The sequence below is a fragment of the Georgenia sp. Z1344 genome, assembly GCF_057652375.1.
Window position 1 is genome coordinate 3348330 of sequence record NZ_CM172728.1, and the last position, 14822, is coordinate 3363151.

Annotated in this window: 13 protein-coding genes and 1 riboswitch; of the genes, 2 read left to right on the top strand and 11 right to left on the bottom strand. The window is 73.5% G+C overall.

Annotated features, from left to right (window positions below; genetic code table 11):
- The first annotated feature begins 3 nt into the window (after window positions 1-3).
- Window positions 4-921 (top strand): glycerophosphodiester phosphodiesterase, encoded by a 918-nt coding sequence (locus AC24FB_RS15150; RefSeq protein WP_425713467.1) that lies wholly within the window; start codon window positions 4-6, stop codon window positions 919-921.
- On the opposite strand, the gene AC24FB_RS15155 is transcribed toward AC24FB_RS15150, so the two are convergent.
- Window positions 888-3062, bottom strand: coding sequence for a helix-turn-helix transcriptional regulator (locus AC24FB_RS15155; protein ID WP_425713468.1), 2175 nt, complete (start codon window positions 3060-3062; stop codon window positions 888-890). The genes AC24FB_RS15150 and AC24FB_RS15155 overlap by 34 nt on opposite strands.
- 34 nt (window positions 3063-3096) lie before the next feature.
- On the opposite strand from AC24FB_RS15155, the gene AC24FB_RS15160 reads away from it, so the two are divergent.
- A complete protein-coding gene (locus AC24FB_RS15160; protein ID WP_425713469.1) occupies window positions 3097-4230 on the top strand; it encodes a DUF3866 family protein in 1134 nt (377 codons plus the stop codon).
- A gap of 148 nt (window positions 4231-4378) precedes the next feature.
- Here AC24FB_RS15160 and AC24FB_RS15165 read toward each other — a convergent pair whose 3' ends face one another.
- The 10 genes from AC24FB_RS15165 to fmt form a co-directional block, all read right to left on the bottom strand.
- Window positions 4379-4798, bottom strand: a complete 420-nt coding sequence (locus AC24FB_RS15165) for a PH domain-containing protein (RefSeq protein ID WP_425713470.1) — start codon at window positions 4796-4798, stop codon at window positions 4379-4381.
- 143 nt (window positions 4799-4941) lie between these two features.
- Window positions 4942-5787: an ATP phosphoribosyltransferase gene (gene hisG, locus AC24FB_RS15170; RefSeq protein ID WP_425713471.1), complete on the bottom strand. Its 846-nt coding sequence runs from the start codon at window positions 5785-5787 to the stop codon at window positions 4942-4944.
- Window positions 5788-5822: 35 nt separating this feature from the next.
- Entirely contained in the window at window positions 5823-6086 is a 264-nt protein-coding gene (locus AC24FB_RS15175) for a phosphoribosyl-ATP diphosphatase (RefSeq protein ID WP_425713472.1), read from the bottom strand.
- Window positions 6087-6090: 4 nt separating this feature from the next.
- Window positions 6091-7218 carry an ABC transporter substrate-binding protein gene (locus tag AC24FB_RS15180; protein ID WP_425713473.1) on the bottom strand — a complete coding sequence of 376 codons (1128 nt, stop codon included), beginning with the start codon at window positions 7216-7218 and terminating at the stop codon, window positions 6091-6093.
- Window positions 7219-7220: 2 nt separating this feature from the next.
- A complete protein-coding gene (locus AC24FB_RS15185) occupies window positions 7221-8036 on the bottom strand; it encodes an ABC transporter permease (RefSeq protein ID WP_425713474.1) in 816 nt (271 codons plus the stop codon).
- Window positions 8037-8113: 77 nt separating this feature from the next.
- Window positions 8114-8254: riboswitch (FMN riboswitch) on the bottom strand.
- 78 nt (window positions 8255-8332) lie between these two features.
- Window positions 8333-10882, bottom strand: a complete 2550-nt coding sequence (locus tag AC24FB_RS15190; RefSeq protein WP_425713475.1) for a hypothetical protein — start codon at window positions 10880-10882, stop codon at window positions 8333-8335.
- A gap of 55 nt (window positions 10883-10937) precedes the next feature.
- Window positions 10938-11264, bottom strand: a complete 327-nt coding sequence (locus AC24FB_RS15195; protein ID WP_463653571.1) for a hypothetical protein — start codon at window positions 11262-11264, stop codon at window positions 10938-10940.
- A 299-nt stretch (window positions 11265-11563) separates the two neighbouring features.
- Window positions 11564-12232, bottom strand: a complete 669-nt coding sequence (gene rpe / locus AC24FB_RS15200) for a ribulose-phosphate 3-epimerase (RefSeq protein ID WP_425713477.1) — start codon at window positions 12230-12232, stop codon at window positions 11564-11566.
- A 106-nt stretch (window positions 12233-12338) separates the two neighbouring features.
- Window positions 12339-13862 carry an RsmB/NOP family class I SAM-dependent RNA methyltransferase gene (locus tag AC24FB_RS15205; protein ID WP_425713478.1) on the bottom strand — a complete coding sequence of 508 codons (1524 nt, stop codon included), beginning with the start codon at window positions 13860-13862 and terminating at the stop codon, window positions 12339-12341.
- Window positions 13859-14806 carry a methionyl-tRNA formyltransferase gene (fmt, locus tag AC24FB_RS15210; protein WP_425713479.1) on the bottom strand — a complete coding sequence of 316 codons (948 nt, stop codon included), beginning with the start codon at window positions 14804-14806 and terminating at the stop codon, window positions 13859-13861. The genes AC24FB_RS15205 and fmt overlap by 4 nt, the downstream gene beginning before the upstream one ends.
- Window positions 14807-14822 lie beyond the last annotated feature (16 nt).

A 14822-nucleotide genomic window follows, 5' to 3' on the forward strand; every position in this document is an offset into this window, starting at 1 on the left:
AACATGCCCAGGATAGACGCCGGGGACGGCACCCGCGCCGACCAAGGTCCCGTGAGGCGGGAGCGGGTCGAGGTGCTCGGGCATCGGGGCGCGTCCGCCGTGCACCCGGAGAACACGCCCGCCGCGTTCGAGCGTGCCGTGCTCGACGGCGCGCACGGCGTCGAGCTGGACACCCACCTGTCCGCGGACGGCGTGCCCGTGGTGCGGCACGACCTCGTGCTCGACGTCCCCGGCCGCGGCCCGTGCGCGACGCGGGACCTCACTGCCGCCGAGCTCGCGCGACTCGGCGTCCCCACCCTGCGCGAGTCGCTCGAGGCGATCCGGGAGGCGGGTCGGGCGGCCGGCCAGGTGGCGGGCCCGGATGCCGCTCGGGGCCCGGGGCGGCGGTCAGGGGCCGATGATCCGTGGGTGCTCGTCGAGATCAAGTCGGCCCCGGACGGCTCGGTGGCGTGCGCCGCGCCGCGCGAGGTCGTGGCCGCGGTGGGAGAGGTCCTCGACGACGACGGGCCACCGTGCGTGCTCGAGTCGTTCGACCGCGCCGTGGTCGCCGCCGCCGCCGACCTGCTGCCGCACGTGCCGCGGGCCGTCCTCGCCGACGCGGACTCGACGCGCCCCGGCTCCCCGTTTCTCGGCCCGCCGGGTGGGCGGTGGTCCGTGCCCGACCCGGTGGCCGCGGCGGTCGAGCTCGGGGCCGTCGCCGTCGCGCCCCGGCACACGTGGCTGGGTGCGGATCTCGCCCGGCGCGCCCGCGCGGCCGGTCTGGGGATCTGGGCGTGGACGGTCAACACCAACGACGACGCCGAACGGGCGACCGGTCTCGGCGCGACCGTCCTCATCACCGACGACCCGGCTGCGCTCCTCGACGGCCGCGGCGGGCGGCCGGGCGTTCACGCCGGGGCGACAGGCTCCCCGTCGTCGTAGCGGTCGAGCGCGGCCCGTGCGGCGGCGCGCACCCGCTTCGCCCACGCGGCGGGACCGATCGCGGTGACGTCGTCGCCGAGATCGAGCATCGCGCCGACGAACCACGCCTCGTCGGCGACCCGCAGCCGGACCCGGACCCCGCCGTCGTCGAGGTCCTTCGTGCTGATCGACGGCACCGTCTCCGCGAACGGGCGCGCGATCGACGCCAGCTCGACGACGACCTCGTCCCCGCTGTCCCCGACCTGATCGGTCCGTGCGGGCCACGGGTGCTCCTCGACCGGCACCGGCAGCACCGTGGCCGACACGATGCGGTCCACCCGGAAGGTCCGCGGCGCCCCCGCCCTCAGGCACCAGGCGGAGACGCGCCAGTCGCCGGCGTCGTTGACGATCGACCGGACGTCGACGTCGCGCTCGGTCCGCACGTCACCGGCCGACACGTACTCGAGGTGCAGGCGCCGCCCCTGCTCGAGCGCCGACCGGACGGTCGACAGGGCGGCGACCTCGTCGGCGTCGGGCACCGGCACGTCGATCGAGCGGGCGACGCTCGACGCCTCCCCCGCCGCCTCCTCGAGCTTGGCGACCAGCTGGTCGATGAGCACGGTGGACAGGTCGCCGCTCTCCGCCACCGCGCGCATCGGGCCGAGAGCGACGAGCAGGAGCACCGCCTCGTCCGTCGTCAGCCGCATGGGGCGCGCGAGCCCCTGGTCATTGGCCAGCGAGACGACGCCGGACTCGAACGCGTCGACGGAGAAGTCGATGAGGTCGTCGTGCTGGTAGCCGGGCAGCCCCGTCACCCAGAGCAGCTCGATGTCCTTGATGATCTGCTTCTCGCCGACCCCGAACAGCTCCGCGAGCCCCGCGACGGTCTGGTCGCCGTGCTCGTGGAGCCGCAGCACGATGGCCAGGAGGCGGGCGAGCCGGACCTCGGCGCCGTCGCGCTGGATCTTGGCGGCGGGGGCGGCCTTCGTGCCCGGCGCGTCGAGGGCGCGGGACTCGGCGACCTCGGCAGCGCGGGAGAGCCGACGACGCACGGTGGAGACGAGATCGTCCGGGGCGAGGGCCAGCGCGCCGTCCCCGAGCGCGGCAATCTCCCCCGCGAGGTCGTCGAGGTCCGCGGTGGTCAGCTCCACCGTGTCCCAGCCGTCGGGGACGCGGTCGTGCAGGTCGCGGGTGTACGACGTCGGGCCCTGGTGGTCGTGGTCGTCCGGCGTCGTCCCCGGGTGGTTCTCGTCCGGCGCCCAGCCGGCCTGCGTGCGCAGGGCACCGCCCCGCCCCGGGGCGAGCGCGACGCGCGCCTGCCCGCCACGCCGGCTCGAGGCCATGAGGACGGCGGACAGGTCGAGGTCGGCCGGCGGCTGGACGCGATCCTCGGTCTCGACCGCGCGCACCTTCCCGCGCACCCGGGACAGGTGGAACACGCGGACGGCGCCGCGGTCGTGGTCGTGCCCCACGAGGTACCAGGACCGCCCCCGGGTCGCCAGCCGCCACGGGTCGACCAGGCGGTTGCTCAGCTCGCCCGTGGAGGCGGCGCGGTAGTCGAACCGGACCGCGCGGCCGTGCTCGAGCGCCTCGAGGATGACGGTGAACGCGGGACCCGCGTCGGCGAGGCCGACCCCGGGAGCGGTGCGCAGGGCTGCCGCTTCCGTCGTGGTGTCGTCCTCCGTGGAGGGGCCGGACGAGGTCCTGCCGGAGGCCCCGACGTCGGCGTCCCCGTCCTCGTCGTCGTGCGGGCCGGCCGCCGTTCCCGGCTCGACGGTGCGCCCGCGCAGCTTGGTCAGTCCCCTGCGGGCCGAGGCGCTCGTGGCGGCATCGCGCCACACGCCGGCCGCCGCCGCGAGCACGGCGGCCTCCTGGGCGGTCAGGCTCAGCTCGGTGACGCCCGTGTCGTCGCCGTCGACCCGGTAGACGATGTCCGACTGGTGCACCGGGGAGACGAGCGTGAGCAGCGGGGCCCCGATCGACCGCAGCGAGTCCTTGTCGCGCTCGAACATGCGCTCGAACGCGTCGTCCTTCTGGCCGGCGTACCCGTGGACGAGGCGGCGGACGTCCGACTTCGACAGTCCGCGCGAGGTGGACCTCAGCGCGGCGAGGAGGTTGAGGAGCCGCTCCTCCTTCGTCACCTTCGTCGTCTGCGCGTTCACCCCTGCACGCTACCGGTGGCGGTAGCGTGACGGCGTGATTCTGTGGCGCGCCGGGACGGTGCTGGGCACGCGGCGGGAGTGGGCCGGATCGGTCGAGCTCGACGTCGAGGTCGACGGGCGCGAGCTGCGGGCCCTCGCCCATCCGGCCATGGTCGGCCGGCCCGAGCACGGCGACCGGGTCCTGCTCAACGTCACGGCGCTCGAGAAGGGGCTGGGCACCGGTGGCTACGCGCTGGTCGTCGCGCTGCCGGACCGACTGCCGGCGGATCCACCGCCCGGGCCCGGACACCTCGTCAAGGCCAGGTACACGCCCGGCCAGGTCATGGTCCTCGGCATCGACGAGCAGGAGTCGCCGCACCACGAGGACCTGCGCGAGGCCGACGACCTCGGCGGGTTGCCGGTCGTCGTCGCCGACCTGCACTCCGCGCTGCCCGCGGTGGTGGCCGGGGTGCACGCGCGACGGCCGGGCGCACGGGTGGTCTCGCTCATGACCGACGGTGGCGCCCTGCCGGCCTGGTTCTCCCGCACCACCGCCGGGCTCGCGGAGTCCGGGCGGATCGCCGGCACCGTGACCGTGGGCCAGGCATTCGGCGGCGACGTCGAGGCCGTCACCGTCCACACGGGGCTCCTCGGTGCGCGGATCGTGCTCGAGGCGGACGTCGTGGTCGTCGCCCAGGGGCCGGGCAACCTCGGGACCGGGACGCGGTGGGGTTTCTCGGGAGTCGCGGCCGGCGAGGCGCTCAACGCGGCGGCGACCCTCGGGGGACGCGGGATCGGAGTCCTGCGGATGTCCGGGACGGATCCGCGCGAGCGGCACCGGGGCCTGTCCCACCACTCGGTGACCGCGCTCGGTCGGGTGGCGCTCGCGCCGAGCGACGTCGTGGTGCCGACCGGTCTCGAGTGGCCCGACGGCGACTGCGACGACGTGGTCGAGGAACGCCTCGTGCACGCGCTGGCGGGGCGGCACCGGCGGGTCGACGTCGACGTGCGCGCGGGTCGTCGGGGTGATCAGGATGGCGGACCTGATCTGCTCGCGGCGCTGCGGGAGATCGAGCAGGCGGCCGGCCTCCGGCTCTCGACGATGGGGCGCGACCTCGACGCCGACCCCGTGCCGTTCCTTGCCGCCGCCGCGGCGGGGGTCCATGCGGCGAACCTGCTGCCCGACTGACCGTCCCACTTTCCGTCGAGAGTGCGGTTGGGGCTCGACGAACCGCAATCTCGACGACGACGAACCGCAATCTCGACGAACCGCAATCTCGACGAACCGCAATCTCGACGACGACGAACCGCAATCTCGATGAATCACGGCGGGCGGGTCAGCCGCGGGGGCCGGCCTCGCGGGCGTGGAGCTCGATGAGGGTCGACAGGCGCTGGGCATCGGCAGCCGCCCGGGAGCCGTCGCTGCGCTGGACGGCCATGACTGCCAGGGTCGTCGAGTCGGTGAGGTCGAGGTTCGCCCACGGGCGGTGCTCGCCGTACTCCACCCCGAGGATCTCGGCCCACTCCACCCGCCGACCGGCGAGGAAGTTCCGCACGGTGAGGCCGTCCTCGTCGGGCAGGGCGGCGACCCGTGCCTGACGCTCGAGGATCGCGACGATGACGAGCGCGAGCAGCGCGGTCAGCAGCTGGTCGGTCAGGCCCCAGTGGTCGACACCGGGGATGCGGCCCGTGAACACGATGATCGCCGCGGCGCCGACCACGACCGCCACCTGCAGCACGCGCGCGACGAGCCGCACGAGCCGAGGCCTGATCGGCGCGTGCAGCCGGGCCCGGACCTGCTCGCCCGACGGCGACCTACCGTCGTCGGACGTTGCCCCAGAATCCCCGGAACCTCCGGAGTCGCCGAAACCTCCGCGGCCCCCGGCATCCCCGCCGACGGTCACAGGCGGCTCGCGAGGATCGAGGTGACGAGGATCGCGCGCGCACCGGCGGCGTACAGCTCGTCCATCACGCGGTTGACCGATGCCCGCTCGACCATGACGCGGACGGCGACCCAGCCGTCGTCGCGCAGCGGCGAGATCGTCGGGGACTCCTGGCCGGGCGCGAGGGCGACCGTCGCGTCGAGGTGCTCCTTGGGCACGTCGTAGTCGACGAGCACGAACTGGCGCGCGACGAGCACGCCCTGCACGCGCCGGTCGAGGACCTCGAGCCCCTCGGGCTCCTCGCTCGTGGCCCGGCGGATGAGGACGGCCTCGGACTTGAGGAGGGGCTCGCCGAAGGTCGACAGGCCGGCGGCGGCGAGCGTGGAGCCGGTCTCGACGACGTCCGCCACGACGTCGGCGATCCCGAGGCGCACGGCGGACTCGACCGCGCCGTCGAGGTGGACGGTGCTGGCGTCGACGCCGCGCTGGGCGAGGAACCCGCGGACCACCGTGTCGTAGGACGTGGCGACCCGCAGGCCGCCGAGGTCCTCGATCCGGCGGGGACCGTCCTCGGGGGCGGCGAACCGGAAGGTGGACCGGGCGAACCCGAGCGCGCGGTGCTCGACCGCGTCGGCGCCCGAGTCGACGAGCAGGTCGCGGCCGGTGATCCCGCAGTCCACGGTGCCGGCGCCGACGTACACGGCGACGTCCCGGGGGCGCAGGAAGAACAGTTCGACGTCGTTGTCCGGGTCGGCGACGACGAGCTGGCGGGTGTCCCGTCGTCGGCGGTATCCGGCCTCGGACAGGAGGTCGGACGCGGGCTCGGACAGCGCGCCCTTGTTGGGCACGGCGATACGCAGCATGTGGCGGTCTCTTCCTAGGGGCGGGCGGGTCGCGCTCAGAGGTGGCGGTAGACGTCGTCGAGGGTGAGACCGCGCGCGATCATCATCACCTGGACGTGGTAGAGCAGCTGGCTGATCTCCTCGGCCGCCGCGTCGTCGCTCTCGTGCTCGGCGGCCATCCACACCTCGGCGGCCTCCTCGACGATCTTCTTGCCGATGGCATGGATCCCGGCGTCGAGCTGGGCGACGGTCCCCGATCCCTCGGGGCGCTCCTCGGCCTTGGCGGTCAGCTCCGCGAACAGCTGGTCGAACGTCTTCACGCGGTCAGCCTACGGCGCGGTCCGCGACGAGGACGGGAGTGTCCGGGAGCGCGCGCACCGCGGCCTCGGCGTCGACCTCGCCCTCGAGCAGGCCGGCACCGGACATGAACTCCGCCATCGACCGCCACCTCGCGACGTCGATCTCCCCACGCTGCTCCTCCGCCCCGTACAGCTCGGCGGTCGCGGTCGCGACCGCGAGGGCGCTCTCGCGCGCCTCGGGCTCGGTGAGGTCGGGGACGTGCGTCGCGCTGACGTCGACGGCCGCCTCCGGGTCGGCGACGACGTCGTCCATCGCCCGCAGGACCGCGCGGACGACGGCCGCGACCTCCTCCTCGCGCTCGGAGAGCGCGGCGTCCGTGGCGACGAGCCCGACGCCGACGAGCGGGACGTCGTCGCCGAGCGGGATCTCGGTCACCGGCGTGCCTGCGCGCTCGAGGCTGACCGCGTCGTTGTTGACGTACCCGACGACGGCGTCGACGTGTCCCGCGGTGAGAGCCGAGACCTGGGTGAACCCGATGGTCTCGACCTCGACGGACTCCCCGCCGTCGGGCATCGACGCGAGCGCGGCCTGGAGGCCGAACCACGTCTCGCCGAACTCCCCGGGGACGCCGACGCTGCTGCCGGACAGGTCCTCGAGGCTCGCGAGCCCGGAGTCCTGCGGCGCGAGGATCGCGACCGGGTACTCCTGGTACATCGTGGCGACGGTGGTCAGGCCCGCTCCCTGGGCGACGGCCTGAAGCATCTCGTCGCCGCCCGCGACGACGACGTCCTCCTCCCCCGCCTCGGCGGCCGTGAACAGGCCCTCCGACGCGCCGTGGTGCCGCAGCTCGACCTCGACACCCTCGTCCTCGAAGTACCCGCGTTCCTCGGCGACGTAGAACGGGGCGAACTGGACGTCGGGCACGTAGGTGAGGCCGATCGTCAGGGTGTCGCCGTCGGCGCCGTCCTCTCCCCCGCCACCGGAGTCTCCGCAGGCCGCGAGCAGGGCGGCGGCGAGGAGGGCGGCGTGAGGTGCACGGCGCCCGGACCGACGGTCCCCGGCCGGTACTGAGCGGCGGCGCGCGAACCACGCGTCGGGCCGGCTCTCGGTCGGTGCGGAGCGGCGGGGGGCGGGCCGCGGGGTGGTGGTCATGGTCAGGCTCCTTGCCGGTGGCGGAGGTGGTGCTGGAGGGCGCCGACCGCGGCGAAGAGCGCGGCGGCGAGGACGCAGAGGATCGTGAGGATCGAGAACAGGCCGACGGTGTCGGCGGACGCGCCGCGCGAGGACAGGAGCATCCCCAGACCGCGGCCGCCGGTGACGATCTCGCCGACGATGGCGCCGGTGAGACTGAGGGTGACGCCGTTGCGCACGCCCGTGAGGATCGCCGGGAGCGCGAGCGGCAGGAGGATGCGCGCGAGGAGGACGGGGCCGCCGGCGCCGTCGAGCCGGGCGGCCTCGATGACGTCGGTGTCGATGTGCGTGAGCCCGTAGACGGTGCCGAGCAGCATCGGGAAGAACACCATGAGTGCGCACAGCACGACGACGGGCAGGACCCCGTAGCCGAGCCACAGCGCGAGCAGCGGCGCGACGGCCACGGCGGGCAGCGCCTGGGAGGCTGCGACATAGGGCTCGAGGACGCGCCGCGCGAGCGTGGAGGAGGCGATGGCGATGCCGAGCGGGAGGGCGACCGCCGCGCCGAGGAGCGAGCCCCAGCCGGCGGCGTACAGCGTCGGCCAGAGGTAGCTGCGGGCGGGGCCGGTCAGGTCGTCGAGCACGCGGGAGAGGACGTCGCTCGGGGCGGGGAGGAAGTACGGGTCGACGAGCCCCGCGCGGCAGGCGAGCTCCCAGGCGAGAAGCACGACGACGCCGAACACCACGGGCGCGACGGCGCTGACGGCCCCTGCTCGCGCGGGCGGTCGAGGCCGGCCGCCGACGCCTGCGGCGTCGACGTGCTCGAGGGGCTGTGCCACCCGTTCCTCCTCCCGGCCTGCGTGCGACCGGGGCGAGGGGACGCGGGCGTCCCGAGAGGGTGGACCGGGTGGCCCACCGCGTGCGTCCTCTCATCCGGACTTTGACCGTCGGTCCCGGAGTTCCACCGGATCGGCCCTCGCCGCGCAGCTTCCTGCGTGGCCTCGGGTTCGCGGACTGTTACCGCCGGTTCGGATTTTCACCGACCCCGGAGCACGTGCTCGAGGGACGAGTGTACGACGTCGGGGCCGGGACCCACGAGAGGGTCCCGGCCCCGACGGTCGGCGGGTCGGTCGGCTCAGCCGCCGTCCGCCTGGTTGTCGTTGGCGGCGCGGGTGCGCGCGTCGTTCATGCGCCCCTCGGCATCGTTGGTCATCGAGCCGTACTGTCCACCGGCGCCGTTCTCGGAGTCGTTGAGATAGTCGACGAACTGGTCGCGCTGCTCCGGCGTCATCTGGTCGTAGGGGATGACCGAGCCGTCCTCGTTCCAGAACTGCTCGTCGGGTCCGAGGTCGCGCTCACTTGCGGTCTCCCACTCGGTGAACGACGGCGAGCCCTCGTAGGTGCCGGCTGCGGCGACCGCGGAGTAGAAGCGGTCGTTGACCATCTCGTTCTGTGCCTGCTGCCACTCGGCGGACTGCACGCGCGACGCGTCCTCGTTGCCGGTGTCGAACATGGCCTCGAGCACGGGGTCCTTCGCCCAGTCGATGCCCTTGTCGACCGCACCACCGACGACGGGAATGTCGTCGAACGGGACGAGACCGAGCCCCTCGTTCGCGAGGTCCTGCATGTACTGGTTGTACTGGTCGAGCGCGCCTGCGTTGTCACCGTTCTCGTTCGAGAGCGACTCCATGACGAAGGCGTCGAAGTAGCTGCCGTTGCCGAAGGCGTCCTGGGCGGCGTCCATGTTGCCGTCGCTGAGCGCCTCGTACATGCCGTTGTTCGTGTGGGCGTAGCTCGCGTTGAGGATGCGCTGCAGCGCCGGCGGGTTGTCCGGATCCCCGACGACCGATCCGTCGTCGCCGGGTCGGACGATCTGGTCGGGCCGGTCGTAGCCGAGGTCGCCGAACGTGTGATGGAGGTTGTTGAGGGTGCCGTTGCTGAAGGTGATGTCGTAGGTCCCGCCATCCCCCTGGCCCACCCCGTCGCCCGTGGCCTGCCCGTCGAACGCGGTGTGCAGGTCGTCGATGTAGGTGGCCATCACCGTGCCCATCGCGGGCCGCAGAGCCGACATGCTGAGTCCTGCGCGCGTCTGCGCGGTACTCCCGTCGAGCGGCTCGGAGCCGGCGATCGCGTCGTTGTACCCCACGATCGCCTGCTGGGCGAGCTCGACCGACTCCTCGTCGGTGTTGTCCAGCGAGTAGCTCTCGAGGACGTCGCCCATGGTGGTGCCGAAGTCCGTCATGCCCATGACCATGCCGTTCGACGCGTCGCTCCGGCCGTGCAGGTAGTACTCCATGATCGACTGCGTCTGGCCGTCGCCCGCCGGGATGTCCTCGAGCAGCAGCCCGTAGGTCGCTTCCTCGCTCCTGCCCGCGGCCTGCAGCAGGTTGTGCAACGGGTCTCGACGCGGGTCGGTCGGGTGGAGATCGCCGAGCGGAGACTCACCGAAGTCGTACATCGAGTTACCCATGTGCGAGTAGTTCGACCTGTGCGGGTACGTCTCCGTGAGCCACTGGTCCCACTCGACCATGTCCACGCCGACCGTCTCCATGTAGTCGCGGGCGACGGACGCGTTCGGGTCACCCGCAAGGCCGGCGGCGAGGAGCTGGCTCTGGATGTCGTACCCGTACATCACGGTGCCGTCCATCCCCTCCTCGTACGGCTCGCCGGTCACGGGGTTGTACCCCTCCCGCCCGCTGGTCTGCAGGTCCTCCAGCCACTGATCGCGCCAGGTCTCGGTGTCCTCACGGGTCGACGGGTCCATCCCCGACAGATCGCCCGCTGACGTGGTGTAGGCGCCACCCAGCACGCCGAACAGATCCCGGTACTGCTGCTGGAGCTCGGGATACCCCTCGCCTGTGTCGATGAACTCCATGATCTGCATCGAGGCCTGGTTGAGGCCGTCCGTCCCGAGCCGCTCCATGAGGGCGGTGGCGAAGTAGGGGTCGTCGACGAGGTCGCCGTAGGTGTCGACGAACTCCTGCGCAGCCTCCTGGTCGCCGTTCTCGGCCTGCTCGAGGAGCTCCTCCGCGTCCTCGGCCTGTTCGTCCGCCACGTGATCGCGCCGGCTGCCGTCCGAGATCGTCGTCCCCGCCGTCATCGCCGCGGCGATGTCGGTCGCGCTGCCCTGCTGGGCGGCGGGCACGAACCCGTCGGTCAGCTCCGTCAGCTTCGACGCGGCCGTGCTCATGGACTCGCCGAGGGTGTCGAGGGCCGTGTCGTACCGGTCCTTCATGTCCTCGCGGCGGCTCTCGCGCTGGAGGTCGATCGACTCGATCGCCTCCGCCTTGTCCCGCTGGTTCGCGGGGTCCGTGTAGTACGGGTCGGTGTTGATCTGATCGAGAGAGTTGTTGAACCAGGTGTCGACCTCGTCCCACTCCGTCTGCAGCCCCTCGATCGTCGACTCGCAGGTCTCGAACGCAGCGCCCACGTCCCAGATGTGCGTGCCTGCACCCCCCATGTTCTCGGCCGCGGTCTGCACGTGGCCGGACAGGATCGACAGCTCGGTGTCGATCGCGTCCGAGCTCAGGCCCTCCGGAAACGCGCTGCGCAGACGCTGCGAGGCCGATCCGTCGGAGAGCAGGGTCTGCTGGAGCCGACCCTGGATGCGGGAGACGTTGGTGCCCTGCACCATGAAGGTCGTCGCGGAGCCGTCGGGCAGGGGGAGCTGATCTGCACCGGCCATCGGTGGTCCTCTCGGGTCATGGTCGGGCGGCGCCCGACCGATCGGTGCGGGGCCGTCAGACCTCGAGGAAGTCGAAGCCCGATCCGGCGTCGGTGTCGACCTCCTCGAAGCCCTCGGTCATGCTGACGGTGGACGAGCCACAGGCCTCGGTGGCGGCGGCCAGGGCGAGCAGACCCGTGTCGTGCGTCGAGATGAAGTCGGCCATGGCGGACTTGAGCGCGGAGATGTCCCCCGCGATGCGGTCGGGACCGGTCCCGGCAGCACGGTTGAGCGTCGCCTCCTCCGGCAGCTCGCCGGCGCCGTCGCGCAGGAGCATCCCGTCCACCCAGACGTCGTCACCGACTGCGGCGGTCGAGTACGGGTCGATCTCGATGGACATCATGCGCTCCTTGTCGGCCTGCCAGTTCCGAGCGCTTGCCACCGGCAACGCCTCTGGCGGAGCGTGTCCCGTCAATCTGACCGCCAGGTGAACACCGGTCGAATCGGCGGTGCTGCGGAGCATGCAGGGGGCGGGCAGAACCACCCGGTCGAGGCAGGTGCACCTCGTCACGCGAGTGCTTGTGGCACGGGAACGACGTGCACGACGACGAGGCGCGAGAGGGATCCGGCCCGCTCAGGTGCCCGAGGGGTCCATACCCGTGCGCCGGCGGCCGGCGCACGTCATCCCGCCGAGCGCCGCCGTCAGTGCGCGTGCGCCCCGGCGGCCAGCTCCCGCAGCGCGGCGATCTCGGCGTTGGCGTCCTCCGCGTTGTAGACGGCCGAGCCGGCGACGAACGTGTCGGCACCGGCGTCGGCGGCGCGCTCGATCGTCTTCCGGGAGACGCCGCCGTCGACCTGGAGCCTGATGTCGAGCCCGGCGGCGGACACGGCCTCGCGGGCGCGGCGGATCTTCGGCAGCACGGACTCGATGAACGACTGCCCGCCGAAGCCGGGCTCGACGGTCATCAGCAGGATCATGTCGAACTCGGCGAGGTGGTCGATCAGCGGCTCGAACGGCGTGCCGGGGCGGATGGCGATCGACGCCTTCGCCCCGGCGGCCCGCAGCTCGCGGGCGAGCTTGACCGGCGCCATCGCGGCCTCGGCGTGGAACGTCACCGACGCGCAGCCGGCCTCCGCGTAGCCGACGGCCCAGCGGTCCGGGGCCTCGATCATGAGGTGGGCGTCGATCGGGACCGGGCTCACCCGGACGCAGGCCTCGACGACGGGCAGACCCCAGCTGAGGTTGGGCACGAAGTGGTTGTCCATGACGTCGACGTGCGCGTAGTCGGCGCCCGAGATGCGCTCGAGCTCGCCACGCAGGTCGGAGAGGTCGCTGGTGAGGATCGACGGAGAGATCACGACGGAGGCCATGGACCGAGGCTAGCCGCCGTCCGTGGACGGGGCCGCCGCGGACCGAGGGCGCGTTGCGCAGCACGGTGCTGCGCGGACCGGGCCCGGGGGTCCCTCGGGTCGCCCCTCAGCCCTCGCGCCGCAGGAGCGCGAGGAACATCGCGTCCGTGCCGTGCACGTGGGGCCACAGCTGGACCACCGTGCCCTCCGCCCCCTCGACCGGGCTCCCCGTGACGAGGTCGGCGAGCCCGCCGGCGACCGACCGGGTGATCGCACCCGTGTCGAGGAGCGCGAGCCCGGGCGAGCCGCGCAGCAGACGGGTCACCTGGGCGCGCGTCTCGGTCACGTGGGGCGAGCAGGTCACGTAGGCGAGGACGCCTCCGACGGCGAGTGCGCCGGCCGCGGCCTCGAACAGCTCGTGCTGGAGCTCCGCGAGCTGGGCGAGGTCGTCGGTGCTGCGGCGCCAGCGCGCCTCCGGGCGTCGGCGGAGCGCCCCGAGCCCGGTGCAGGGCGCGTCGAGGAGAATGCGCGTCGCACCGTCCGGTCCCCCGTCCGGCCCGTCGGCAGGCATCAGCTCACCGGCCCGGCGCCCGTCCCCGACCGTCACCCGGACCGACTCCCCCGCCCGCTCGACGGCGCGGCGCACGAGGTCGGCGCGGTGCGGCTGCACCTCGTTGGCCACGAGCAACGCCCCGCGCTCCTGCGCGCGCGCCGCCAGCAGCGCGGCCTTGCCGCCGGGGCCGGCGCACAGGTCGAGCCAGGTTCCGCCGTCGTCGGTCCGTCCGTCCGTGAGGTCGGCGGCAAGCAGGGCGTGGGCGACGAGCTGCGAGCCGGCGTCCTGGACCGCCGCGCGTCCGGTCGCGACGTCGGCGAGCTCGCCCGGGGCGATCCCGACGAGGTCGACGGCGCCGGGCAGCGGGTGCTGCTCGACGTCCGCTCCGAGGTCGCGGGCCTGGCGGCCGAGCTCCCCCACGGACGACCAGCCGGGGCGGGCGACGAGGGTGACGCGGGCGGGGGTGTTGTCGGCGTCGAGCAGGTCGCCGAGCTCACGCGGGTCACGGCCGTCGGCGACAAGGGCCTGGCGGAGCGCGCGGACGACCCACGCGGGGTGGGACTCGACGGCCGCCGCGACGTCGAACCACTCGCCGCCGCTGTCGCGCACCGCGTCGGCCACGTCGTCCAGCCAGTCCTCGACGTCCCGGCCGGCCACCTTGCGCAGCACCGCGTTGACGAGTCCTGTGGGCGCCGGGCCCGCGACCTCGCGGGCGAGGGAGACGGACTCGGCCACGGCGGCGTGGGACGGGACGCGCATGCCGAGCAGCTGGTGCGCGCCGAGCCGGAGCACGTCGCGTACGGGCGGGTCGAGCGAGTCGACGTCGCGGCCCGACGCAAGGGCGAGGATCGCGTCATAGCGTCCCCGCAGGCGCAGGGTGCCGTAGGCGAGCTCGGTGGCGAACGCGGCGTCGCGACCCGTGATGCCCCGCTCGCGCAGGAGGCCCGGGAGCACGAGGTTGGCGTAGGCGTCCTCTGCGTGGACCTGGTGGAGGACCTGGTAGGCGGCCCGACGCGCGGGATCGGTGCGCGGGGCGCGGGTCTGCTTCCCGGATCCACGGCCGGTGCCACCCCGGCGGGGGCCGCGATCGTCGCTCATGCGTCGGGCTTCTCCGCACCGAGGCGGTCGTCGTCGGCGATGCGCGCACCTCGGGCCCAGGCGTCGGCGGCCATCCAGCTCTTCCCCGCGGGCGCCACCTCCGTCAGGCGGACGGCGTAAGTCGCCGTACCGACGAGAACCTCGCGACGTCCGGCGCGCACCTCGCCAGGAGCGAGGTCGGTGGTCCCCTGCACCTGATCGACGGGACGCAGCTTGAGGCGGTCACCGCCGGGCAGGGTGGTCCACGGCCCGGGCGCGGGCGTCGTGGCCCGGATGATGCGGTCGACCTGCTGGGCGGGCTGGTCGAGGTCGACGAAGGCGTCGGAGGTCGTCAGCTTCGGCGCGAGCGAGACGCCGTGCGTGCTCTGCGGGGCCGGGTCGATGAGGCCGGAGACCAGGGTCTCGAGCGACCGGGTGAGGAGCGGCGCGCCGGCCACGGAGAGCCGGTCGAGCAGTGCGCCGGAGGTGTCCGTGGCCTGGATCGTCTCGGTCATCGTGGCCAGGACCGGGCCGGTGTCGAGCCCCTCGTCGAGCAGGAACGTCGTCGCACCGGTGACGTCCTCGCCGGCGAGGAGCGCGCGCTGGACCGGCGCCGCGCCGCGGTAGGCGGGCAGCAGCGAGAAGTGCAGGTTGACCCACCCGTGGGTGGTGGCCGCCAGCGCGGGCGGCGGGATGAGCAGGCCGTAGGCGACGACGGCGGCGACGTCCGCCCCCAGCTCGCGGATCTCCTCGACGGCGGCCTCGTCCCGCAGTGTCCGCGGGGTGAGGACGGGCAGGTCCGCCTCGGCCGCGGCCTCACCGACGGGAGAGGGATGGAGCGTCCGGCCCCGACCTCGCGCGGCGGGCGCACGCGTGAGGACCCCGACCACCTCGTGCTCCGACTGGAGCAGGTGGTGCAGGGCCGGAAGCGCAACGACCGGGGTGCCGGCGAACAGGACTCGCACGCCTTCGATGGTAGAT